The sequence below is a fragment of the Streptomyces sp. STAM6 genome (assembly GCF_054963715.1).
This window is the reverse complement of record NZ_JBUEFZ010000001.1, coordinates 249,802-273,712: the sequence shown is the minus strand read 5'-3', so window position 1 is coordinate 273,712 and position 23,911 is coordinate 249,802. Positions and strand designations below refer to the sequence as shown.

15 protein-coding genes are annotated in these 23,911 nt (G+C 72.4%); 12 read left to right on the top strand and 3 right to left on the bottom strand.

What is annotated here, in order from left to right; all coding sequences use genetic code 11:
• The first annotated feature begins 401 nt into the window (after positions 1-401).
• The 5 genes from gltB to ACY34K_RS01230 all read left to right on the top strand — a co-directional run bounded on the left by gltB (position 402) and on the right by ACY34K_RS01230 (position 9,037).
• Positions 402-4,973 carry a glutamate synthase large subunit gene (gene gltB / locus ACY34K_RS01250; protein ID WP_462742099.1) on the top strand — a complete coding sequence of 1,524 codons (4,572 nt, stop codon included), beginning with the start codon at positions 402-404 and terminating at the stop codon, positions 4,971-4,973.
• A complete protein-coding gene (locus ACY34K_RS01245) occupies positions 4,966-6,426 on the top strand; it encodes a glutamate synthase subunit beta (protein ID WP_462742096.1) in 1,461 nt (486 codons plus the stop codon). Before gltB ends, ACY34K_RS01245 begins: the two co-directional genes overlap by 8 nt.
• A gap of 182 nt (positions 6,427-6,608) precedes the next feature.
• Positions 6,609-7,565 (top strand): hypothetical protein, encoded by a 957-nt coding sequence (locus ACY34K_RS01240; protein ID WP_462742093.1) that lies wholly within the window; start codon positions 6,609-6,611, stop codon positions 7,563-7,565.
• Between the two features lie 19 nt (positions 7,566-7,584).
• The gene (locus ACY34K_RS01235) at positions 7,585-8,202 is read left to right on the top strand and encodes a hypothetical protein (RefSeq protein WP_462742739.1); all 618 of its coding nucleotides are present in this window, start codon (positions 7,585-7,587) and stop codon (positions 8,200-8,202) included.
• The gene (locus ACY34K_RS01230; protein WP_462742091.1) at positions 8,183-9,037 is read left to right on the top strand and encodes an inositol monophosphatase family protein; all 855 of its coding nucleotides are present in this window, start codon (positions 8,183-8,185) and stop codon (positions 9,035-9,037) included. The genes ACY34K_RS01235 and ACY34K_RS01230 overlap by 20 nt, the downstream gene beginning before the upstream one ends.
• 239 nt (positions 9,038-9,276) lie before the next feature.
• Here ACY34K_RS01230 and ACY34K_RS01225 read toward each other — a convergent pair whose 3' ends face one another.
• Positions 9,277-10,467: an SLC13 family permease gene (locus tag ACY34K_RS01225; protein ID WP_462742088.1), complete on the bottom strand. Its 1,191-nt coding sequence runs from the start codon at positions 10,465-10,467 to the stop codon at positions 9,277-9,279.
• 59 nt (positions 10,468-10,526) lie between these two features.
• On the opposite strand from ACY34K_RS01225, the gene ACY34K_RS01220 reads away from it, so the two are divergent.
• Positions 10,527-16,361 (top strand): WD40 domain-containing protein, encoded by a 5,835-nt coding sequence (locus tag ACY34K_RS01220; RefSeq protein ID WP_462742085.1) that lies wholly within the window; start codon positions 10,527-10,529, stop codon positions 16,359-16,361.
• A gap of 20 nt (positions 16,362-16,381) precedes the next feature.
• Positions 16,382-17,098, top strand: a complete 717-nt coding sequence (locus ACY34K_RS01215) for a VWA domain-containing protein (protein WP_462742082.1) — start codon at positions 16,382-16,384, stop codon at positions 17,096-17,098.
• A 1-nt stretch (position 17,099) separates the two neighbouring features.
• Here ACY34K_RS01215 and ACY34K_RS01210 read toward each other — a convergent pair whose 3' ends face one another.
• The gene (locus ACY34K_RS01210; RefSeq protein ID WP_462742079.1) at positions 17,100-18,095 is read right to left on the bottom strand and encodes an acyl-CoA dehydrogenase family protein; all 996 of its coding nucleotides are present in this window, start codon (positions 18,093-18,095) and stop codon (positions 17,100-17,102) included.
• Positions 18,095-19,222 carry an acyl-CoA dehydrogenase family protein gene (locus tag ACY34K_RS01205; RefSeq protein WP_462742075.1) on the bottom strand — a complete coding sequence of 376 codons (1,128 nt, stop codon included), beginning with the start codon at positions 19,220-19,222 and terminating at the stop codon, positions 18,095-18,097. The genes ACY34K_RS01210 and ACY34K_RS01205 overlap by 1 nt, the downstream gene beginning before the upstream one ends.
• Before the next feature lie 44 nt (positions 19,223-19,266).
• Between ACY34K_RS01205 and ACY34K_RS01200 the strand changes: the two genes are divergently transcribed.
• From ACY34K_RS01200 to ACY34K_RS01180, 5 genes are all read left to right on the top strand, one after another.
• Entirely contained in the window at positions 19,267-20,052 is a 786-nt protein-coding gene (locus ACY34K_RS01200) for an SDR family oxidoreductase (RefSeq protein ID WP_462742071.1), read from the top strand.
• Between the two features lie 26 nt (positions 20,053-20,078).
• The gene (locus tag ACY34K_RS01195) at positions 20,079-20,696 is read left to right on the top strand and encodes a TetR/AcrR family transcriptional regulator (RefSeq protein WP_462742068.1); all 618 of its coding nucleotides are present in this window, start codon (positions 20,079-20,081) and stop codon (positions 20,694-20,696) included.
• Between the two features lie 14 nt (positions 20,697-20,710).
• Complete coding sequence (locus tag ACY34K_RS01190) at positions 20,711-21,868, top strand: acetyl-CoA C-acetyltransferase (RefSeq protein WP_462742065.1); 1,158 nt, start codon at positions 20,711-20,713, stop codon at positions 21,866-21,868.
• 161 nt (positions 21,869-22,029) lie between these two features.
• The gene (locus tag ACY34K_RS01185; protein WP_042152846.1) at positions 22,030-22,233 is read left to right on the top strand and encodes a cold-shock protein; all 204 of its coding nucleotides are present in this window, start codon (positions 22,030-22,032) and stop codon (positions 22,231-22,233) included.
• An 89-nt stretch (positions 22,234-22,322) separates the two neighbouring features.
• Positions 22,323-23,909: a DEAD/DEAH box helicase gene (locus tag ACY34K_RS01180; protein WP_462742060.1), complete on the top strand. Its 1,587-nt coding sequence runs from the start codon at positions 22,323-22,325 to the stop codon at positions 23,907-23,909.
• Positions 23,910-23,911: the final 2 nt, after the last annotated feature.

Sequence of the window (23,911 nt, the reverse complement as noted above, 5' to 3'; positions counted from 1 at the left end):
TCCCGACAGGCGTTCGGGAGGGCTTCGCCGTACGCTGGGGGTCGGCGTTGTGACGAACGTCCAATAGCAGGATCTGCCCCGCCGATGAGACACTATGCAACGCGGCACATAAGTAGCCGTAAATTGGCGGTTTCGATTCCTTCACCACGGGGCATGAGCCGTTAACGCCGCGGGCAATGAAGCCCGCTTCCTCCACGGGCCGTCGGATGCCGTTTCCGTCCGCCCGTGACCCACGTACACCACGTACATCCACCTCCACCGCAACCCGCGGTGTCCGCATGCTGGAATGTTCTATCCACTTTCCGGGATTCACTCCATCATGTAACCTGCACGAAATTTCGCGGAGGGCCAACGTCGTCCCTCTGGCACTCACATATGCCACGACGACGACGGGAGAGCCGATGCGTTCCGACGCCTGGTCGCCCATGGACGGTCGCCCCGCCCCGCAGGGTATGTACGACCCCCGCAACGAGCACGACGCCTGTGGTGTCGGGTTCGTGGCCACCCTCACCGGTGTTGCCAGCCACGCGCTGGTGGAGCAGGCGCTGACCGTTCTGCGCAACCTGGAGCACCGGGGCGCCACCGGCTCCGAGCCCGACTCCGGCGACGGCGCGGGCATCCTCCTCCAGGTCCCGGACGCGTTCCTGCGCGAGGTCACCGACTTCGAGCTCCCCGAAGCCGGCTCGTACGCCGTCGGCATCGCGTTCCTCCCCGCGGACGGCTCCGCACAGGCCGTCTCGCGGATCGAGACGATCGCCGCCGAGGAGGGCCTGAACGTCCTCGGCTGGCGCGAGGTCCCCGTCGCGCCCGAACTGCTCGGCGTCTCCGCCCGCGCCACCATGCCGGTCTTCCGCCAGCTGTTCGTCGGCGACGGCGGCACGAGCACCGGCATCGCGCTGGACCGCAAGGCGTTCGTGCTGCGCAAGCGCGCCGAGCGCGAGGCCGGTGTCTACTTCCCGTCGCTCTCCGCGCGCACCATCGTCTACAAGGGCATGCTGACCACCGGCCAGCTGGAGCCCTTCTTCCCGGACCTGTCCGACCGGCGCTGCGCCACCGCCGTCGCGCTCGTGCACTCCCGGTTCTCCACGAACACCTTCCCGAGCTGGCCGCTGGCCCACCCGTACCGCTTCGTCGCGCACAACGGCGAGATCAACACGGTCAAGGGCAACCGGAACTGGATGCGGGCCCGCGAGTCGCAGCTCGTCTCCGACCTCTTCGGGGCCGAGAAGCTGGACCGGATCTTCCCGGTCTGCACGCCGGACGCCTCCGACTCCGCCTCCTTCGACGAGGTCCTGGAGCTCCTGCACCTCGGCGGCCGCTCGCTGCCGCACAGTGTCCTGATGATGGTCCCCGAGGCGTGGGAGAACCACGACTCCATGGACCCGGCCCGGCGCGCGTTCTACCAGTACCACTCCACGATGATGGAGCCCTGGGACGGCCCCGCCTGCGTCACCTTCACCGACGGTGTCCAGGTCGGCGCCGTGCTCGACCGCAACGGTCTGCGCCCCGGCCGCTACTGGGTGACCGACGAGGGCCTCGTCGTGCTCTCCTCCGAGGTCGGCGTCCTCGACATCGACCCCTCCAGGGTCGTCCGCAAGGGCCGCCTCCAGCCCGGCAAGATGTTCCTCGTCGACACCGCCGAGCACCGCATCATCGAGGACGACGAGATCAAGGCCGCCCTCGCCGCGGAGCACCCGTACCAGGAGTGGCTGGAGACGGGCATCATCGAGCTCGAGGACCTTCCCGAGCGCGAGCACATCGTCCACACCCACGCCTCGGTCACCCGCCGCCAGCAGACCTTCGGCTACACCGAGGAGGAGCTGCGCGTCCTCCTCGCGCCGATGGCCCGCACCGGCGCCGAGCCGATCGGCTCCATGGGCACGGACTCGCCGATCGCCGCGCTCTCCGAGCGTCCGCGGCTGCTCTTCGACTACTTCACCCAGCTGTTCGCGCAGGTCACCAACCCGCCGCTGGACGCCATCCGCGAGGAGCTCGTCACCTCGCTGCACTCCTCGCTCGGCCCCCAGGGCAACCTGCTGGAGCCGACGGCCGCGTCCTGCCGCAGCGTCACGCTGCCGTTCCCGGTGATCGACAACGACGAGCTGGCCAAGCTCATCCACATCAACGCCGACGGCGACATGCCGGGCATGAAGGCGGCCACGCTCTCCGGCCTGTACCGGGTCTCCGGCGGCGGCGACGCCCTCGCCGCCCGCATCGAGGAGATCTGCGCCGAGGCCGACGCCGCCATCGAGGGCGGCGCCCGCCTGATCGTGCTCTCCGACCGGCACTCGGACGCCGAGCACGCGCCGATCCCGTCGCTGCTGCTCACCTCCGCGGTCCACCACCACCTCATCCGCACCAAGCAGCGCACCCAGGTGGGCCTGCTGGTCGAGGCCGGTGACGTCCGCGAGGTGCACCACGTCGCGCTCCTCATCGGGTACGGCGCCGCCGCCGTCAACCCGTACCTCGCCATGGAGTCCGTCGAGGACCTGGTCCGCGCCGGCACCTTCGTCGAGGGCCTGGAGCCCGAGCAGGCCATCCGCAACCTGATCTACGCCCTCGGCAAGGGCGTGCTGAAGGTCATGTCCAAGATGGGCATCTCGACCGTCGCCTCCTACCGCGGCGCCCAGGTCTTCGAGGCGATCGGCCTGGACGAGGCCTTCGTCGAGAAGTACTTCAACGGCACGGCCACCAAGATCGGCGGCGCCGGTCTGGACGTCGTCGCCAAGGAGGTCGCCGCCCGCCACGCCAAGGCCTACCCCGCCTCCGGCATCCCCTCCGCGCACCGCGCGCTGGAGATCGGCGGCGAATACCAGTGGCGCCGCGAGGGCGAGCCGCACCTCTTCGACCCGGAGACCGTCTTCCGGCTGCAGCACGCCACACGCTCCGGCCGCTACGACATCTTCAAGAAGTACACGGACCGGGTGAACGAGCAGTCCGAGCGCCTGATGACGCTGCGCGGCCTGTTCGGTTTCAAGACCGGCTCCGGGGGCCGCTCGCCGATCTCCATCGACGAGGTCGAGCCGGCGTCCGAGATCGTCAAGCGCTTCTCCACCGGCGCCATGTCGTACGGCTCCATCTCCCAGGAGGCGCACGAGACCCTCGCCATCGCCATGAACCAGCTGGGCGGCAAGTCCAACACCGGTGAGGGCGGCGAGGACCCGGAGCGCCTGTACGACCCGGCGCGCCGTTCGGCGATCAAGCAGGTCGCCTCCGGCCGCTTCGGTGTGACCTCGGAGTACCTGGTCAACGCCGACGACATCCAGATCAAGATGGCCCAGGGCGCCAAGCCCGGCGAGGGCGGTCAGCTGCCCGGCCACAAGGTCTACCCGTGGGTCGCCAAGACGCGTCACTCGACGCCGGGCGTGGGCCTCATCTCCCCGCCGCCGCACCACGACATCTACTCCATCGAGGACCTGGCCCAGCTGATCCACGACCTGAAGAACGCGAACCCGCAGGCGCGGATTCACGTGAAGCTGGTCTCGGAGGTCGGCGTCGGCACCGTCGCCGCGGGTGTCTCCAAGGCGCACGCGGACGTGGTCCTCATCTCCGGTCACGACGGCGGTACGGGCGCCTCGCCGCTCACCTCCCTGAAGCACGCGGGCGGCCCCTGGGAGCTCGGCCTGGCCGAGACCCAGCAGACCCTGCTGCTCAACGGCCTGCGCGACCGCATCGTCGTGCAGACCGACGGCCAGCTGAAGACCGGCCGCGACGTCGTCATCGCCGCGCTGCTCGGCGCCGAGGAGTTCGGTTTCGCGACCGCGCCGCTCGTCGTCTCCGGCTGCGTCATGATGCGCGTCTGCCACCTGGACACCTGCCCGGTCGGCATCGCCACGCAGAACCCGGTGCTGCGCGACCGCTTCTCGGGCAAGGCCGAGTACGTCGTCAACTTCTTCCAGTTCATCGCGGAGGAGGTTCGCGAGCTCCTCGCCGAGCTGGGCTTCCGCACGCTGGAGGAGGCCGTCGGCCACGCCGAGCTGCTCGACACCACCCGGGCCGTCGACCACTGGAAGGCCCAGGGCCTCGACCTGGAACCGCTGTTCCACGTCCCCCAGCTGCCCGAGGGCGCGGTGCGCCACCAGCTCGTGTCGCAGGACCACGGACTGGAGAAGGCGCTCGACAACGAGCTGATCGAGCTCGCCGCCGAGGCGCTCGGTGCCGCCACCCCGGAGGACGCCCAGCCGGTCCGCGCGCAGGTCGCCATCCGCAACATCAACCGGACGGTCGGCACCATGCTCGGCCACGAGGTGACGAAGAAGTTCGGTGGCGCGGGACTGCCCGACGACACCGTCGACATCACCTTCACCGGCTCGGCGGGCCAGTCCTTCGGCGCTTTCGTGCCGCGCGGTGTCACGCTGCGCCTGGAGGGCGACGCCAACGACTACGTCGGCAAGGGCCTGTCCGGCGGCCGTGTGATCGTCCGCCCGGACCGCGGCGCCGACCACCTGGCCGAGTACTCCACGATCGCCGGCAACACCATCGCGTACGGCGCCACCGGCGGCGAGATCTTCCTGCGCGGCCGCACCGGCGAGCGCTTCTGCGTCCGCAACTCCGGCGCGCTGGTCGTCTCCGAAGGCGTGGGCGACCACGGCTGCGAGTACATGACCGGCGGGCACGCGGTGGTCCTCGGCGAGACGGGCCGCAACTTCGCGGCCGGTATGTCGGGCGGTGTCGCGTACGTGATCGACCTCGACCGGGACAACGTCAACCCCGGCAACCTGGGCGCGGTCGAGACCCTCGCCGAGGCCGACAAGGTGTGGCTGCACGACGTCGTGCGCCGTCACCACGAGGAGACGGGCTCCACCGTCGCCGAGAAGCTCCTTGCCGACTGGGACACCTCCGTGAACCGGTTCAGCAAGATCATCCCGACCACGTACAAGGCCGTGCTCGCCGCCAAGGACGCCGCTGAGCTCGCCGGTCTCTCCGAGCAGGAGACCACCGAGAAGATGATGGAGGCGGCGACCAATGGCTGACCCCAAGGGCTTCCTGACCACCGGGCGCGAGGTCGCCAAGACCCGCCCCGTGGCCGAGCGCGTCAAGGACTGGAACGAGGTCTACGTCCCCGGCTCCCTGCTGCCGATCATCAGCAAGCAGGCCGGCCGCTGCATGGACTGCGGCATCCCGTTCTGCCACAACGGCTGCCCGCTCGGAAACCTCATCCCCGAGTGGAACGACTACGCCTACCGCGAGGACTGGTCCGCCGCGTCCGAGCGGCTGCACGCCACGAACAACTTCCCGGAGTTCACCGGGCGGCTGTGCCCGGCTCCCTGCGAGTCGGCGTGTGTGCTCGGCATCAACCAGCCGGCCGTCACCATCAAGAACGTCGAAGTCTCCATCATCGACAAGGCGTGGGACTCCGGTGACGTCACCCCGCAGCCGCCCGAGCGGCTGTCCGGCAAGACCGTCGCGGTCATCGGCTCGGGCCCGGCGGGCCTGGCCGCCGCCCAGCAGCTGACCCGGGCCGGTCACACGGTCGCCGTGTACGAGCGGGCCGACCGCATCGGCGGTCTGCTGCGGTACGGCATCCCCGAGTTCAAGATGGAGAAGGTGCACATCAACCGGCGCATCGAGCAGATGCGCGCGGAGGGCACCAAGTTCCGCACCGAGATCGAGATCGGCCGCGACATCGACGCCGCGAAGCTGCGGCAGCGGTACGACGCGGTCGTGATCGCCGCCGGCGCCACCGTCTCGCGCGACCTGCCCGTGCCGGGGCGCGAGCTCAAGGGCATCCACTTCGCCATGGAGTACCTGCCGCTCGCCAACAAGGTGCAGGAGGGCGACTTCGTGGCGCCCCCCCTCACCGCCGAGGGCAAGCACGTCGTGGTCATCGGCGGCGGCGACACCGGCGCGGACTGCGTCGGCACCGCCCACCGCCAGGGCGCGGCCTCCGTCACCCAGCTGGAGATCATGCCGAAGCCGGGCGAGGAGCGCAGCGCGGGCCAGCCGTGGCCGACCTTCCCGATGCTGTACAAGGTCACCTCGGCTCACGAGGAGGGCGGCGAGCGGGTCTACTCCGTCTCCACCACCCACTTCGAGGGCGACGAGGACGGCAACGTCCAGTGGCTGCACCTCGTCGAGGTGGAGTTCAAGGACGGCAAGCTGGAGCAGAAGCCCGGCACCGAGCGGAAGATCCCCGCCCAGCTGGTCACCCTCGCCATGGGCTTCACCGGCACCGACCAGTCCAACGGCCTCGTGCAGCAGTTCGGCCTGGAGCTCGACGAACGCGGTAATATCGCCCGCGACGCGGACTTCGCGACCAACGTCGACGGCGTCTTCGTGGCCGGCGACGCCGGCCGCGGCCAGTCCCTGATCGTCTGGGCGATCGCGGAGGGCCGCTCGGCCGCCCGCGGCGTGGACCGTTACCTGACGGGCGCCAGCGAACTGCCGGCCCCGATCCGCCCGACGGACCGTGCGCTGACCGTCTGAGTCCGCGCGTCAGACGTCCCGTACAACGGCGTACGGAACACAGCAGCGCCTGCCGTGTCCCCGACCGGACCTACGGCAGGCGCTGCGCCCTGTCCGGAGCCTCCCGCGCGCCCGGGGTGCGCCCTGGTGAGCACATGGCTCCTCTCCTACGATCGGAGATCCGACGGGGAGGGAGCACACCCATGCCAGTGGCGCGCACGAGCCGGATCGAGCGCGCGGTCGCCTTCGCCCTGCGCAACTTCGAGGTCGTCTTCGCGGCCGGTATCGGTCTCACCGTCGGCTTCCTCGACATCTTCGGCGACAAGCTCATCGAGGAGGACTTCGCCTCCGGAGCCACCCTCGTCGTCCTCGGCGCCCTGGCCGTCGGTTTCCTCTCCGAGCGCACCCGCCGCCCGCTCGCCATCCAGGAGGCCATGGCGGGCACCCGCCGCGCCATCGAGGACCTCACCATGGTCCGCTCCCTCGCCGGCAACGAGGTCCGCGAAGCACTCCGCGAGGCCCGCCAGGGCACCAACCTCTGGTACTTCAAGGGCGGCACCGGCACCTATCTGCGCGCCGTCACCCTGCCCCAGTGCGTCCGCGCCGCCAAGGAGCACCGCTCCCAGCTCAATGTGAAGATAGAGATCCTCAACCCCGGCGACGAACAGGCCTGCAACGCCTACGCCCAGTTCCGCCGGATGTTCTCCGGCTCCGGCGGACGCGGCGGCCAAGACGTCTGGACCGCCGAGCGTGCCCGCAAGGAGTCGTACGCCACGGTCCTCGCCGCCTGCTGGTTCCGTATGCAGCTCACCACGCTCGACATCAGCGTCCACCTGTCGTCGACCGTGCCGACGCTCCGCTTCGACCTGTCGGACTCCAGCCTGATCATCACCCAGGACGACCCCTCCCGGGTCAATCTCCAGGTCAGGCGCGGCCAGCCGCTCTACGACTACTACCTGACGGAACTCCACCAGAGCCGCGAGCAGGCCACCACCCTCGATCTGCGCAACGCCACCCTGCTCAGCCTCTCCCCGACCGTCGACGAGGTACGCGCGCTCTTCGACGCGCTGGCACTGCCCCTGCCGCGCACCTTCTCCGACGCGGACGTCGGCGAAGTCATCACCAAGGCCCTGCACGCCGAGGACCCCTACGGGAGGTGAGACCCCCGCCGTGGACCCCATGCGCACGCACCTGGACACCTATCTGCCCGTGCTGGAAGAGATAGCCTCCGGGAAACGGGACCGGCCCGCCGTGCGGCACCCGCTCGGCTTCCTCTGCCTCCCGCTGCTCAGAGAAGGGCCGCACGGGGTCTGCGTCCACCTCTTCGGCGACCGCCCCGAACCGCCCGAACCCAGGGTCCCGCCGCTCCACGCGCACAGCTGGGAACTGCGCAGCCACGTCCTGTACGGGGAGGTCGGCAACGTACGCGTACGGATAAGGGACGACCCCGCCGAGCCGACCCACCGCGTCTTCGAAGTCCACAGCACACTCGACGGCGTCGACGAGATACGGCCCACCGCGCGGCTCGTACGCGGCGAGCCGGGCCGGGTGCGGATGAGCCGCCCGGGGACCACCTACGCGCTGCGCGCGGGGGAGTTCCACACCACGGTGGTGACGCCGGGGCGGCCCGCCGCCACCCTGGTACTGGGCCGGTCCCTGCCGGGCGCACGCGACCTGTCGCTGGGCCCCCTGGACGGGCGGCCACGCCGGACGACCCGGACGTTGTGCGGCACGGAAGACACGATGCGGGCCGTCGTCAAGGCCCTCGGGAGGATCGATGCCGAACGGCGCTCCTGAACAGAGCACGGGAAGGCCCGCGTTCGCGGCCGAGCGGCGCGTCGCCGTCGCCACCGCCGAGGCCACCGGACAGCTGCTGCGCGGCCACTTCGCGGCCGCGCGCACGGTGAGGACGAAGGACATCCACGGCGACGTCGTCACCGACCTCGACCTCGCCGCCGAGGAACTCATCCTCGGGCGGCTGCGGCGCCACTTCCCGCAGGACCGCATCCTCTCCGAGGAGGCCGGGCTGCTGGAGACCGGCAACCGCCGCACCTGGCTGGTGGACCCCCTCGACGGCAGCAACAACGTGGCCATCGGACTGCCCACCTACGTCGTGGGCATCGGCCTGTGCGTCGGGGACACCCCGGTCCTGGGCGTGATCCACGAACCCGTCACCGGCCGTACCTGGCACGCCGTCACCGGGCAGGGGGCCCACGACGACGACGGCGTCCGGCTGCCGGGGCCGTGCGGCGATCTGCCGGGCACCGGACCGGTCCTCGCCTGGACCCAGGGGCACGCCGTGAGCCGCTCCGACAGCACGGCCGTGGCACTGCGCGGTGCGCTGGAACGGCGCTGCCGTCGCGTACTGCAGCTGTGGGCGCCGCTGCTCGGCTGGAGCCTGCTGGCACGCGGCACCATCGACGGCTTCGTCGGCTACCGCGCGGAAGGCGTCGATCTGCCCGCCGGCGCGCTGCTGGCGGCGGAGGCCGGCGCGGAACTGCTCACCCTGGACGGAGCCCGGTTCCGGCCCGGGTTCACCGGCCCGGACACCGGCCGCAGCTTCGTCGCGGCCAGGGCCGAGACCCTCGGCTACGTCCTGGACCAGGTGGGGGCGGCCCTGCACGGCCGCTGAGCCGGACGGCCGCCAACGGCCCGCAGCCGTACAGCTGTTGCTGCCGCCACAGCCCGAGGCCGCCACAGCCCCAGGCCGCCCCGGCCGGCCCGAGACCGCACAGCCGCGGCCGCCGCGGCGGACCGGACCGCGGCGCACGGCTGCCGAACCGCACGGCTGCCGAGCCGCACGGCCGCCGAGCCGCACGGCCGCCCGGCCTGGCGCCCTGCCCGGCGCGCCCGGTCGCCCCCGCGGGCGCGCTACGCCGTGGCGGCCAGCGTCACCGTCGCCGCGACCGTGCCCGTCGCCGCCAGCACCAGGCTCGTCGCCATGAACCGGCCCAGCTCGATCCGCGTACCGTGCCATCGGCAGCGCTCGAACCACAGCAGCGTCGCGAGCGACGCCCAAGGGGTGACCAGCGGCCCCACGTTGACGCCGATCAGCAGACCCAGCAACTGGTCGTGGTGGCCCAGCGGCACGACCGCCTCACCGGCCACGTACGCTGGCAGGTTGTTCAGCGCGTTGGAGAACCCGGCGCCGACCATCGCCGTGCGCAGCACCCCCAGGGGTCCCTCCTGTGCCCCGATCGCCGCCGCCAGTATCCGGTCCATGCCGAGCGCACCGGCCGTCTCCACCACCAGGAACATCCCCGGCACCAGCACCAGCAGACGCCACGGCACCAGAGACAGCCGCAGCTCCTCGCGCCGCCGCCGGGCGAAGGCCACCACCACGACCAGCGCCGCCGTCGACGACGCCGCCCACAGCGGCACCAGGTCGACCAGCAGCACCAGCAGGAACCCTCCGCACGCCAGGGCACACACCCGCAGCAGCACCGCGTCCTTCGGACGAGGCGGCTCCGGCGGCGTGTACCGGGCCTCGCCCCGCCGGCCGCGGCGCCAGTAGAACACCCACAGGCACACCATCGTGGCGGCGATCGCCGCCACCTGCGGCGGCCACATCACGGCCGCCATCCGGGAGGGCGTCAGCGCCACCCGGTCGGCGGCCAGCAGATTGGTCAGATTCGACACGGGCAGCAGCAGACTCGCCGTATTGGCCAGCCACACCGTCGTCATCGCCAGCGGCACCGCGGCGATGCCCACCCGGGTCGCCAGGGCCAGCATCACAGGCGTCAGCAGCACGGCGGTCGTGTCCAGATTGAGGGTGATCGTGGTGACCGAGGCGAAGAGCACGCACAAGCCGAACAGCGCCGCGTAACTCCCCCCGCCCGCCCGCGCCACCCAGGTGGCGACCACGTCGAACACCTCCGCCTTCCCGGTCAGTTCCGCCAGGACGATGACGGTCGCGAGGAAGACCAGCAAGGGCCCGATCCGGGCCAGCACGCCGGACGCGGGTCCGGCCGGCAGCAGACCGGTCGCGACGGCGAGAAGACCCAGCGCGAGCAGCGCGGCCGCCAGCCAGTCCAGCGGATGCAGACGTCTGAGGAAGGTCACGGGAATGAGCATAGATTTTCCCCCGGACACGGAGCCCCGACGCGTCCTAATGTGGACGCATGCTGAGGAACGACGAACCGGAGCTCCGCGCAGCGGAATTGGACTTCTTCATCAGCTATTCACCGGCCGACGAGGCCTGGGCGGCGTGGATCGCCTGGACCCTCGAAGAGGCCGGATACCGTACGGTCGTCCAGGCCTGGGATTTCGTCGCCGGCAGTAATTTCATCGACTTCATGCACCGCGGTGTGAGCGAGTCCGCCGCCGTCATCGCCGTCCTCTCCCGGCACTACGAGCGCTCGGTGTACGGCCGGATGGAATGGACCGCGGCCCTGCGCGCCGACCCCGAATCTCCCGAACGCCGCCTGCTGACCGTCCGCGTGGACGACATTCCCATCGAGGGGCTCCTCGCCACCATCACCTACGTCGACCTGGTCGGTGTCCCCGACGGCGCGGTGGCCCGCACGCTGCTCCTCAACCGGGTCGAGCAGGCCCTGGACGGCCACGCCCGCCCGGCCCGCCGCCCCGGGTACCCCGGAGACGCCGCGACCGCCCGGCACACCGGCCGGCCCGTCGCCCCCGAGGCCCAGCTGCCCGCGCAGCGCTGGCTCGGCGGCTCCGGCTGGGCCGGCCGCAGACGGCCCACGCGCGCGCCCCGCTATCCGCAGGCCCCGCAGGAGCCGGCCGCCCAGGACGCCGTCACCGTCCTGCACCTGGCCGGCCCGGACTTCGGGCGCGGCCGCGAACCGGACACGCTCAGCCGGGAGATCCGCGGCGAACTGGTCGTGCTGCGCAACAGCGGCGCCCCCGTGCCCGACCTGCTCGTGGTCACCGGCGACCTCACCGCGTCCGGTACGCCCCGCGAGTGCGACCAGGCCCTCGGCTTCCTCACCGAAGTGCGCCGGCAGCTCGACCTGCCCCCGCAGCGCGTCATAATCGTCCCCGGCGCGCAGGACGTGAACCAGGCCGCCTGCCGCGCCTACTTCCACACCTGCGAGGCCGACGAGGTCGCCCCCCAGCCGCCCTACTGGCCCAAATGGCGCCACTACACCCGGCTCTTCCGCAGCTTCTACCAAGGTCTCGACACCGTCTTCGACAGCGACCAGCCCTGGACCCTGTTCCCCGTCCCGGAACTCAGCACGGTCGTGGCCGGATTCAACTCGTCCCTCGCCTACAGCCACCGGCTGGAGGACCAGTACGGCCACATCGGCCGCGACCAGGCCGCCTGGTTCGCCGAGGCCTTACGCCCCTACGAGGAGGAGGGCTGGCTGCGCATCGGGGCCCTCCGGCACCCGCTCACCCCGGGCTCCCGGCCCGGGGACGCCGTCGGCGGCCCCGGCGCCCTCACCGACCGCGAGACCCTGACCGAACTCGCCGCGCCCCGTCTGCACCTTCTGCTCCACGGCCCCACCGGCGGCCCCCGCTCCACCGGAAGCGTCCCCAGCCACAGCCGCCTCGCCGGCACCGGTGCCGACCCCGAGAGCGGTCTGCCCGTGCTCGGCGCCGCCGCACCGGCCCGCTTCCAGCTGCTCCGGCTCACCGCCGGCGGCCTCACCCGCTGGTACGACCGCGGCCGCACCGGTCCCGAGACATTCCCCGGCGCCTGGCAGCGCGCCGGCCGGATCTTCCCCGTCGCCGAACCGCCGGGCACCGCCGCCGCCCCCGACCCCGTCCACGAACGGGCCCCCTTCCACGACCCGCCCGACTCGCTCACCGAGCGCGTCAAGGAGGTCTGTCTGGCCCGCCGGGAAGGCGTACGGCTGCGCGACGTGCCGCGCCGCTCGCCCGGCGACATGGACCAGATCATGGTGACCTGGCGGGAGGAGGGCGTCGTACGGCAGCTGCGGATAGCGGTCCACACCGGAACCCCGGGCGACGACCAGCTCGACCGGTTCATCGCCCAGCTGCACGCCCTCGGACCCGCCGTCGAGGCGGAGCTGGTCCACGACGGGCCCGCACCCGGCGCCGCACTGCGCGAACGCGGCATCCGCCACGGCATCCGCGTCCGCAGCTTCCTCGAATTCCAGGGCCTGCTCGACCTGCGCGGCTACGTCGCCGGCCAGACCGCCCGGCTCCTCGCCAGCGAGCAGTACGCCCCCGTCCGCTACCTGCCGCAGCGCTACCGCGACGCCGACCGCATCGAGGGCGTCGAGCACGACAACCTCGTCGAGGACCTGCTGGAGGTCCTGGAGGCCGACCACGGCCGGTTCGTGCTGCTCCTCGGCGACTTCGGGCACGGCAAGACCTTCGCCCTGCGGGAGCTCGCCCGCCGCATCCCCGAGGAGCTGCCCCACCTCACCCCGCTGCTCATCCCGCTCAACACCCTCGACCGCTCGCACAGCCTCGAAGGCCTCGTCGCCGCCCATCTGGCCGGCCACGACGTGGACACCATCGACCTGCGCGCCCTGCGCTACATGCTCGCCCAGGGCCGGGTCGTCCTCCTCTTCGACGGCTTCGACGAACTGGTCAACCGAGTCACCTACGATCGCGCCGCCGACCACCTCCAGGTGCTCCTCGACGCCGCCGTCGACAACGCCAAGATCGTGGTCAGCAGCCGCACCCAGCACTTCAAGTCCCACGAGCAGGTGCTCACCGCGCTCGGCGAACGCGTCGGCCTCCTCCCGCAGCGCCGCATCCTCTCCGTCGAGGGCTTCACCCCCGACCAGATCCGCGCCTACCTGGTGAAGACCTACGGGGACGAGGAGGCCGCCGCCCGCCGCTTCCAGCTCCTGGAGAACATCCCCGACCTGCTCAGCCTCTGCCGCAACCCCCGGCTGTTGTCCTTCGTCGCCCAGCTCGGCACCGACCGGCTGCGGGCCGTGGCCGGGGCGGGCCGCGCCCTCAGCCCCGCCCGCCTCTACGAGGACATCTTCACCTCCTGGCTCGAGTACGAGGAGGTGCGCGGCCGCCGGGGCCGAGGCGCCCGGGCCCGTCTCACCGTCCCGGAACTGTGGGCGGCGGTCACCGCACTCGCCCAGCGCCTGTGGGAGAGCGGCCGCACCGCCCTGCGGCTCGACGAACTGACCGAGGCGGTCGCCGACACCCTCAGCCGCCTCACCGAAACCCCTCGCTCCAGCCCCGAACTGGCCCAGGCCGTCGGCGCGGGCAGCCTCCTCGTACGCACCGACGACGGGCTGTTCCACTTCATCCACGGCTCCGTCGAGGAGTGGCTGATCGCCCGCGAGGCCGCCCGGATGCTCGACAGCGGCCGGGACGCGCTGCTGCGGGCCCGCCCCCTGAGCCGGCTCGCCGTGGAGTTCTTCTGCGACCTCGCCGACCACGAACGGTGCGTCGGCTGGGTCCGCGACACCCTCGACGGCACCCGCCCCGAAGCGAGCGAGGCGGCGCGCGCCAACGCCGTACGCATCGGCGACCGGCTGCGCGTCCCCGCCAACGCCGATCTGCGCGGCGCCCGGCTCGCCGGCGAGGACCTCTCGCACCGCGACTTCACCCATGTCGACCTCAGCGGGGCCGACCTCACCGACACCCGGCTGGTCGGCGCCAGTCTCGGCGAGGCCGACCTGACCGGCGCCCGGCTCGTCGGCGCCCGCCTCGACCACGCCGACCTGCGCGGGGCCGACCTCACCGGCGCCGACCTGCGCCGCGCCCGCCTCACCCGGACCGATCTGCGCGGCGCCACCCTCACCGGCAGCCGCTGGCACCGGGCCGCCCTCGTCGACGCCGTGATGGACGACACCACCCGCGCCGCCCCCGAACTGCGCACCGCGGCCGTGGCCCCCGGCATGCCCGTCGACGCCGGCTTCCGCCCCTCCTCCGTCGGCGTCCCCTACGGCTTCGGCATGCGCACCAGCCGCCTCCCCGAGCCCATCGCCTACAGCCCCGACGGCGAACTGCTCCTCGTCGGCAGCGAGGACGGCGGCATCCTGGTCTGCTCCGCCGACAACGGCCGGGCGCTGCGCACCCTCCCGGGCCACGAAGGCCGCGTCTACGCCGTCAAGCACGCCCCCGGCGTCATCGCCAGTGGCGGCGCCGACGGCGTCGTACGCCTCTGGGACCCCGTGTCGGGCGAGTGCCGCCACCGTATGGAGATCCACCCCGACGGGGTGTGGCCGGTCGTCCTCAACGACGACGGCACCCGCATGGCCACCGGTGACGCCGACGGCCTGGTCACCGTCTGGGACGTCGCCACCGGCACCCCCACACACCGGCTGCCCGGCCACCTCGCGCCCATCTACACGGCGGTGTTCAGCCCCGACGGGCGGACGCTCGTGACCGGTGACGCGGCCGCCGACGTCCGGATGTGGTCGCTGGAGACCGGCCGCTGCGAACGCGAGCTGCCGGGCCACACCGGTGCCGTCTACCGGGTGCGGTACAGCCCGGACGGCCGTCTCCTCGCCACCGGCGACAAGGGCGACGGCCAGAGCACCGGCGGCACCGTACGGATCTGGGACGCCGAGGACGGCCGGCTGCGGCAGGAGTTCACCGGCCACACCGGCCGCGTCTACACCCTCGACTTCCACCCGGGGGGCCGGCTGCTGGTCAGCGGGGACACCGACGGGCAGGTACGCCTCTGGGACCCGGCCGTCGGGACGCCGCTCAGCACCCTGGAGCGCTGCCCAGGCGGCCTCTACCAGACCCTCTTCAGCCCCGACGGCAAACTCCTCGCGGCCTGCGACAGCAACGGCACGGTCCGGCTGTGGACGGTCACCGGCACCCGCCACGGCCATGTCGTCACCCTCCACGCCCGGCAGCCCAACCCGCACCGCGGTTCCGCCTGGGCATGCGTCTTCCACCCGTACGACGCTCAGCTGCTGACCGTCGGCAACGACGGCGGCGCCCAGATCTGGGACACCGCCACCGGGCAGGGCAAGCGCATCCTGCGCGGCCACGGGCGGCGCGTCGGCAGCCTCGCGTTCAGCGCCGACGGCACCCGGCTCGCCACCTGCGGCAGCGACGGCGCGGTACGCCTCTGGGACACCCGCACCGGCTGCCGCACGCAGGAACTGACCGGCCGCGGCGACCGGCTGATCTCCACCGCCTTCAACCCGGGTCTCGCGGTCCTCTCCACCGCCAGCAGCGACGGCGGGATCTACCTGTGGAACCAGGACGGCGACTTCCTGCGGGAACTGGACGCCGAGACCGAACACGTCTGGGCCGAGGCGTTCAACCGTGCGGGCGATCTGCTCGCCACCGCCAACGACGACGACACCGTCTGCCTCTGGTACCGCTCCACCGGCGCCCGGATCGCCACCCTCGCCCAGCACCGCGGCCGGGTGCGGTCCATCGCCTTCCGCGCCGACAGCGATGTCCTCGCCACCGGCTGCGACGACAGCTTCGTACGGCTGTGGCAGGCCCGCGAAGGGCGCCTGACGGCCGAACTCGGCGCCCACGACGACCGGGTGTACGGCGTAGCCTTCGGACCCGGCGACGCGTGGCTCGCCAGCGCCTCCTGGGACGGCACGGCCATCGTCTGGCGGGACGGCGAGATGCGGCTGCGGCTGCGCGCGGGCGGCGGGAAACTCTGGACGGTCGCCGCCCACCCCACCCGTCCCGTCCTCGCCGCCGCCGGCGACAACCGCAACGTCATCCTCTGGAACGCCGACACCGGCGCCCGGCTCGCCGAACTGACCGGCCACACGGGCCGCATCCTGTCCATCGCCTTCAGCCCCGACGGGACGGCCCTGGCCAGCGGTGGCGAGGACGGCACCGTACGCCTGTGGAACCTCCCGGCCGACGGAGGCGCCCCGTCGCCGAGAGCGACCCTCATCGGCGTCCCGGGCGGCTGGGCCACGCTCACACCGTCCGGCGGCTACAAGTACCAGGGCGATGTGGCGGGCGAGTTCTGGCATGTCATCGGCATGTTCCGGTTCACACCGGGGGAGTTGGACGACTTCCTTCCGGGGGTACGGCGGTTGCCGCTCGGGGAGGAGCTGTGAGGATCACGTAATCTCGGCACATGCCGATAAGTCTCCGGAAGATGGAGGAGACCGCGCCCGCGCTGGTCAGCCTCTACAAAACCGCGGGCGTCTGCCTGCGCAAGCACGGGCTGGACGGGCAGCGTGCCGCGGTCTATCTGGTGGTCGACTACTCCGGTTCGATGAAGCCGTACTACAAGGACGGCAGCGTTCAGGCGCTCGCCGACCGGGTGCTCGGCCTGTCGGCGAACCTGGACGACGACGGCCGGGTGCCGGTCGTCTTCTTCTCCACCGACATCGACGCCGAGACCGACATCTCCCTCGCCGACCACCAGGGCCGGATCGAGCGGATCGTGGCGGGCCTCGGCCACATGGGCAAGACCAGCTACCACCTGGCCATGGACGCGGTCATCGACCACTACCTGGACAGCGGTGCCACGGCCCCCGCGCTCGTCGTCTTCCAGACCGACGGCGGCCCCATCAGCAAGCTCGCCGCCGAGAGGTATCTCTGCAAGGCGGCCGCACTGCCGTTGTTCTGGCAGTTCGTGGGCTTCGGCGACCCGCACAGCCGCCAGTTCGAGTTCCTGCGGAAGCTCGACGAACTGGACGTCCCGTCGAAGCGGCCCGTCGACAACGCGGGCTTCTTCCACGCCGGCCAGGACCCCCGGCGGGTCTCCGACGAGGAACTGTACGAACGGCTGGTGTCCGAGTTCCCGGCCTGGCTCGCCGCCGCCCGCGCCGCCGGCATCGTGCGCTGACTCAGGCCAGGACCCGGCCCCTGCACCACGCGGGTGTGCCCCAGGCGTCCCGCAGGGGGCGCGCCTTGCGCAGCCACAGCGCGAGGTCGAACTCCTCGGTGTAGCCGATCGCGCCGTGCAACTGCAGCGCGGTGCGGGCTGCCGCGTAGGCCGCCTCGCCGGCCGTCACCTTGGCGGCCGCGATGTCGGCGGTGCACCCGGACAGCGCCGCCCCGAACAGCAGCGGCCGGGCGAACTCCAGGCCCAGGAGGGTGTCCGCCAGCCGGTGCTTGACCGCCTGGAAAGAGCCGATCACCGCACCGAACTGAGTGCGCTGCTTCGTGTACGCCACCGTCCGCTCCAGCAGCGCCTGCCCGACGCCCAGCGCCTGGGCGGCCGTCACGAGGGCCGCCCGGTCGGCCGCGTGCCGCGCGGCCTCCGTCACGTGCGGGCCGTGCGCCAGCACCTCGCCGCCGGGCGCGGGCACCGCGAGCCGGCGCGCGGGGTCGGCGGACACCCGCACCGGTCCGTGGCCGCCGGCGATCCGCAGTTCGTCGCCTTCGACGACGAGGACGAGACCGGCGGTGTCCGCGTCGAGGGCGTACCCGCCGCCGCTGTGCGCCTCCTCACGGCGCATCGCCAGGGTCACCGGTACGTCGCCCGCGGCGAGGGAGGGCAGCAGCCGTTTCGCCGGGGCGTCGTCGCCGAGTTCGGCGAGACGGGCGAGCAGCGCGGCCGACGCGACCGTCTCGACCAGGGGGCCCGGCACCGCGTGGCGCCCCACCTGGGTGAACGCCACCGCGAGTTCCACGGGCAGCGGCCCGAGGCCGCCCTCGTACCGCTCCGGCACCGCGAGCGCGAACACGCCCGCCTCCGCCAGCCGCGACCACAGGGCCCGGCCCCCGCGCGGGTCACCGGCCGCCCAGGCCCGCACCGCCGCCGGGACGTCCGAGGCGCCGAGCATGGCCTCCAGGGAGCGGGCGAAGTCCCGCTGTTCGTCGTCGAGCCGAAAGCGCATCAGCGGCGGCCCTTCGGCAGGCCGAGCAGCCGCTCGGCGATGATGTCGCGCTGGATCTCGTTCGTGCCGGCGTAGACGGGGCCGGCGAGCGCGAAGGTGTACCCCTCCGCCCACGGGCCGTCGGCCGGTTCGCCCTCCTCGCCGAGGAGTTCGAGGGCCGTCTCGTGCAGGGCGATGTCGTACTCGGACCAGAAGACCTTGTTCAGGCTGGACTCGGCGCCCACCGTGCCGCCGGCCGCCTTCTCGGCGGTGAACAGCTGGTAGGCGCGCGCCCCGATCACCGCGTCCGCCACCCGGTCCCGCAGCCCGCGGTCCTCGCCGCGCTCCCGCCACAGCCGCAGCAGGCGGTCGGCCGCGGCCAGGAACCGGCCGGGGGAGCGCAGCATCAGCCCCCGCTCGTTGCCGGTCGCCGCCATCGCGATCCGCCAGCCCTGACCCGGCTCGCCGATCACGTCCTCGTCCGGCACGAAGACCCCGTCCAGGAAGAGCTCGGCGAACGCGGGCTTCCCGTCCAGCCGTCCGACGGGCCGTACGGCCACACCGGGAGCCCGCAGGTCGAACATCAGGTACGTGAGGCCCTGGTGCGGCCGTGCCGCCTGCGGGTCCGTGCGGAAGATCCCGAACGCGCGGTCGGCGAACGCGGCCCGTGACGACCACGTCTTCTGCCCGTGGAGCAGCCACCCGCCGTCCGTGCGCACGGCCCGCGACCTCAGCGCCGCCAGGTCCGAACCGGCCTCCGGCTCCGACCAGGCCTGCGCCCAGATCACCTCGCCGCTCGCCATCGGCGGCAGGACCCTGGCCCGCTGTTCCTCGGTGCCGTGGTCGAAGAGGGTGGGCGCGAGCAGGCTGACGCCGTTCTGGGAGACCCGGCCGGGCGCTCCGGCGGCGTAGTACTCCTCCTCGAAGATCAGCCATCCCTGGAGGTCCGCGCCCCGGCCGCCGTACCGCTCGGGCCAGGAGACCACCGACCACCGACCGGCGTGGAGCTCCGCCTCCCAGGCGCGGTGGGCGGCGAATCCGGGTCCCGTCTCCAGCGAGGGCAGGGGTTCGGCCGGCACGCGGGAGGTCAGCCAGGCGCGTGCCTCCGCCCGGAAGGCGTGCTCCTCGGCCGTGTGCTCAAGGTCCATACGTCACCTTCCCTAACAAGCGTTTGGCAGGTTAACGTACGGCGATGAGCGAGGTCGACCCTCCGTACGTGCCGGGCCACGGACTGCTGGCCGGGCGCACCGCCGTCATCACCGCCGCCGCCGGGGCGGGCATCGGCGGCGCGACCGCCCGGCGGTTCCTCGAGGAGGGTGCGCGCGTGCTGATCAGCGACGCCCACACCCGCCGCCTGGCCGAGACCGCACGCGCCCTCGCCGAGGAGTTCGGAGCGGCCGCGGTCGCGGCCCACCCCTGCGACGTCACCGACGAGAACCAGGTCCGGGCACTGTTCGCGGAGGCGGTGCGATGCCACGGCGGGCTGGACGTCGTCGTCAACAACGCGGGCCTCGGTGGCACGGCCGAGCTCGCCGACATGACGGACGAGCAGTGGGACCGCGTCCTGGGCGTCACCCTGGGCGGCACCTTCCGGTGCACCCGGGCGGCGCTCCGGCTGATGCGGGACCGCGGCCGGGGGGTCGTGGTCAACAACGCGTCGGTCGTCGGCTGGCGCGCCCAGGCGGGCCAGGCCCACTACGCCGCCGCCAAGGCGGGCGTCATGGCGCTCACCCGCTGCGCGGCGGTCGAGGCAGCCGCGTACGGCGTCCGCGTCAACGCCGTCGCGCCCAGCCTCGCCATGCACCCGCACCTGGTGAAGGTCACCTCCGCCGAACTCCTGGAGGAGCTGACCGCGCGCGAGGCGTTCGGCCGGTACGCCGAACCGTGGGAGGTCGCCAATGTGATCGTGTTCCTCGCCAGCGGCTACTCCTCCTACCTCACCGGCGAGGTCCTCTCCGTCAGCAGCCAGCACGCGTAGTCACTCCCCGGGACAACAATGGGTACGTGCCGAACAAGAAGAAGACCCAGGTGAACGCCGCCCCGCCGGAGCGGCGCGCGGAACTCCTCGCCACGGCGGCCGAGGTGTTCGCCGCCCAGGGCTACAACGCCACCACCGTGCGCCGGATCGCCGACGAGGCCGGCATGCTCGCCGGCAGCCTCTACTACCACTTCGATTCCAAGGAATCGATGGTCGACGAGATCCTCTCCACCTTCCTCGACGAACTGTGGGCGGGCTACGACGCCGTCCTCGCCGCCGGCCTCGGGCCGCGCGAGACCATCGAGGCACTCGTCACCGAATCGTTCCGGGAGATCGACCGGCACCGGGCGGCCGTCGCCATCTACCAGAAGGAGTCCCGGCACCTGGCCACCCGGCCCCGCTTCCAGTACCTCACCGCCTCCCGGGTGAAGTTCGAGAAGGCGTGGCTCGGCACCCTGGAGCGCGGCGTCGCGGCCGGGGTGTTCCGTTCCGATCTGGACGTCCGGCTCACCTACCGGTTCGTCCGCGACACGGTGTGGGTCGCGGCCTCCTGGTACCGGCCCGGCGGCCTGCACAGCCCGGAGGAGATCGCCCGCCAGTACCTGTCGATGGTGCTGGACGGTATCGCCGTACGCACCCCCTAGCCGAAGGGACCGTCATGGCCGAGGCCTACATCGTCGAAGCGGTACGCACACCGGTCGGCCGGCGGAAGGGCGGGCTCGGCGCGGTCCATCCGGCCGACCTCGGCGCCCATGTGCTGAAGGCCCTGATCGCCAGGGCCGGTGTCGACCCGGCCGCCGTCGACGACGTCGTCTTCGGGTGCCTGGACACGGTGGGCCCGCAGGCCGGGGACATCGCCCGCACCGCCTGGCTGGCGGCCGGACTGCCGGAAGAGGTCCCCGGCGTCACCGTCGACCGCCAGTGCGGCTCCTCGCAGCAGGCCGTGCACTTCGCCGCCCAGGGCGTCCTGTCCGGCACCCAGGACCTCGTCGTCGCGGGCGGCACCCAGAACATGACGATGGTCCCGATCGCGTTCGCCTCCCGGCGGGCGGGCGAACCGCTGGGCCTGACGGAGGGGCCCTTCGCCGGCTCGGAGGGCTGGCGGGCCCGGTACGGCGACGCGCCGGTCGACCAGTTCCACGGCGCCGAGCTCATCGCCGCGCAGTGGGGCATCACCCGGCGCGACCAGGAGGAGTACGCCCTGGAGTCCCACCGCCGCGCGGTCCGGGCGATCGACGAGGGCCGCTTCGCCCGCGAGACCGTGGCATGGGGGAGCGTCACCGCGGACGAGGGCCCGCGCCGGGACACGGGCCTGGAGAAGATGGCCGCCCTGGCGCCGGTCGTCGAGGGCGGCACGATCACCGCGGCCTGCTCCTCCCAGGTCTCGGACGGGGCCGCGGCGCTGCTGCTGGCGAGCGAACGCGCCGTCGCCGCCCACGGGTTGCGGCCCAGGGCCCGCGTCCACCACCTCTCCGTACGGGGCGAGGACCCGATCCGCATGCTGTCGGCGCCGATCCCGGCGACCGCCCACGCCCTGAGGAAGACGGGCCTGACCATCGACGACATCGACCTCGTCGAGATCAACGAGGCCTTCGCCCCGGTCGTGCTCGCCTGGCTGAAGGAGACCGGTGCCGACCCCGGCCGCGTCAACGTCAACGGCGGTGCCATAGCCCTGGGCCACCCGCTGGGCGCGACGGGCGCGCGCCTGATGACCACCCTCCTCCACGAGCTGGAACGCACCGGCGGCCGGTTCGGTCTCCAGACCATGTGCGAGGGCGGCGGTCAGGCGAACGTCACCGTCGTCGAGCGGCTGTGACGCGGCTCTCCCGGAGGCGGGCCGCGGACGTGCTACCGTTGGGCATGTTGCAGTTTTGGTACCCATGAACTTTATGTGCGCCTGACGGGAAATGTTCGTCAGGCGCATTATTGTTTCCGGCATTCTCCGGATGGGTCCTCTACCTCTCAGGAGAAAAAATCATGGCTACTGGAACCGTGAAGTGGTTCAACTCGGAAAAGGGCTTCGGCTTCATCGAGCAGGACGGCGGCGGCGCCGACGTCTTCGCCCACTACTCCAACATCGCCACCCAGGGCTTCCGTGAGCTCCAGGAGGGCCAGAAGGTGACGTTCGACGTCACGCAGGGCCAGAAGGGCCCGCAGGCGGAGAACATCCTCCCGGCCTGATCGCCGGACGCGTCTCTCGCAGCCGGGACCCGCACCACGCAGGTGCGGGTCCCGGCTTGTGCCGTGCCCAGGCCCAGGAAGGCATATCCATGACCACTCGACCCGAACGCCCCACCCGCAAGCGCCCCGCGAAGAACGGCACGCAGCCCGGCGGGAGGTCCGGTGCCGCAAAGGCGACCGCCCGCGACGCGGGCCGCCGCGGTCCGGCCGCCGCGTCCCCGCCGCCCCCGCGGGAGTTCACGCTGCCGGAGACCGCGACCCCGGCGCTGCCCGCGGTAGCGGCCTTCGCCGAACTGGACATGCCGGCCGCGCTGCTGGAGACGCTCACCTCCCAGGGCGTCACCGAGCCGTTCCCCATCCAGGCCGCGACCCTGCCGAACTCCCTCGCCGGGCGCGACATACTCGGCCGCGGACGCACCGGTTCCGGCAAGACCCTCGCCTTCGGCCTCGCCCTCCTCGCCCGCACGGCGGGACGGCGCGCCGAACCGAAGGCCCCGCTCGGCCTCGTCCTGGTCCCCACCCGGGAGCTCGCCCAGCAGGTCACCGACGCCCTCACCCCGTACGCCACCGCGCTGCGACTGCGTACCGCCACGGTCGTCGGCGGCCTGTCGATCACCAAGCAGGCGGGCACGCTGCGGCGCGGCGCCGAGATCGTGGTGGCCACCCCCGGCCGCCTCAAGGACCTGATCGAGCGCGGGGACTGCCGGCTCGACCAGGTGGCCGTCACGGTCCTCGACGAGGCCGACCAGATGGCCGACATGGGCTTCCTCCCGCAGGTCACCGCCCTGCTGAAGCAGGTCGAGCCGGACGGGCAGCGGATGCTGTTCTCGGCGACCCTCGACCGGAACATCGACCGCCTCGTGCGGATGTTCCTCACCGACCCCGTCGTGCACTCCGTCGACCCGTCCGCCGGTGCCGTCTCCACCATGGAGCACCACCTGCTGTACATCGCCGACGAGACCGACAAGAAGGCCGTGACGGTGCGGATCGCGGCCCGCGACGGCCGGGTGATCCTCTTCCTCGACACCAAGCGGTCGGTGGACCGGCTGGTCAAGAAGCTCCTCGCCAGCGGCGTACGGGCCGCCGGCCTGCACGGCGGCCGCTCGCAGCCCCAGCGCAACCGCACCCTGGAGCAGTTCAAGAACGGCCAGGTCACCGCACTGGTCGCGACCAACGTGGCGGCCCGCGGCATCCACGTCGACGACCTCGACCTGGTCGTGAACGTCGACCCGCCGGTGGACCACAAGGACTATCTGCACCGGGGCGGCCGCACCGCGCGGGCCGGCGAGTCCGGGAGCGTGGTCACCCTCGTCCTGCCCGAGCAGAAGCGCGACATGACCCGGCTGATGTCCCATGCCGGCATCGCACCGAGCTCCGCCCGGGTGAAGTCCTCGGACGAGGAGCTCGCCCGGCTGACCGGCGCCCGCGAACCGTCGGGTGTGCCCGTCACGATCGAGCTGCCGCAGCCGGCGCCGAAGGCCGAGGGCACCGGGCGCCGGCGCCGCCCGAGGCGAGGCGGTTCCGGCCGCGCCGCGGAGCCCGCTCGTACCGCGGGTTCCGGTCGCACGGCCGGCACCGGCCGCACCGGGGGTTCCGGTCGTGCCGGTGGTTCCGGTCGCTCGGGGCGCGGTGCGCAGGGCGGGGGCCGCCGCGCCGCCGCGCAGGGCCAGGGCTGAAC

Bases quoted from the DNA above. Each gene is read 5' to 3' on its own strand.
- ACY34K_RS01180 (WP_462742060.1), top strand. From the start codon at position 22,323: ATGACCACTCGACCCGAACGCCCCACCCGCAAGCGCCCCGCGAAGAAC.
- gltB (WP_462742099.1), top strand. From the start codon at position 402: ATGCGTTCCGACGCCTGGTCGCCCATGGACGGTCGCCCCGCCCCGCAG.
- ACY34K_RS01210 (WP_462742079.1), bottom strand. From the start codon at position 18,095: ATGCGCTTTCGGCTCGACGACGAACAGCGGGACTTCGCCCGCTCCCTG.
- ACY34K_RS01220 (WP_462742085.1), top strand. From the start codon at position 10,527: ATGCTGAGGAACGACGAACCGGAGCTCCGCGCAGCGGAATTGGACTTC.
- ACY34K_RS01205 (WP_462742075.1), bottom strand. From the start codon at position 19,222: ATGGACCTTGAGCACACGGCCGAGGAGCACGCCTTCCGGGCGGAGGCA.
- ACY34K_RS01240 (WP_462742093.1), top strand. From the start codon at position 6,609: ATGCCAGTGGCGCGCACGAGCCGGATCGAGCGCGCGGTCGCCTTCGCC.
- ACY34K_RS01200 (WP_462742071.1), top strand. From the start codon at position 19,267: ATGAGCGAGGTCGACCCTCCGTACGTGCCGGGCCACGGACTGCTGGCC.
- ACY34K_RS01215 (WP_462742082.1), top strand. From the start codon at position 16,382: ATGCCGATAAGTCTCCGGAAGATGGAGGAGACCGCGCCCGCGCTGGTC.
- ACY34K_RS01245 (WP_462742096.1), top strand. From the start codon at position 4,966: ATGGCTGACCCCAAGGGCTTCCTGACCACCGGGCGCGAGGTCGCCAAG.
- ACY34K_RS01185 (WP_042152846.1), top strand. From the start codon at position 22,030: ATGGCTACTGGAACCGTGAAGTGGTTCAACTCGGAAAAGGGCTTCGGC.
- ACY34K_RS01235 (WP_462742739.1), top strand. From the start codon at position 7,585: ATGCGCACGCACCTGGACACCTATCTGCCCGTGCTGGAAGAGATAGCC.
- ACY34K_RS01190 (WP_462742065.1), top strand. From the start codon at position 20,711: ATGGCCGAGGCCTACATCGTCGAAGCGGTACGCACACCGGTCGGCCGG.
- ACY34K_RS01230 (WP_462742091.1), top strand. From the start codon at position 8,183: ATGCCGAACGGCGCTCCTGAACAGAGCACGGGAAGGCCCGCGTTCGCG.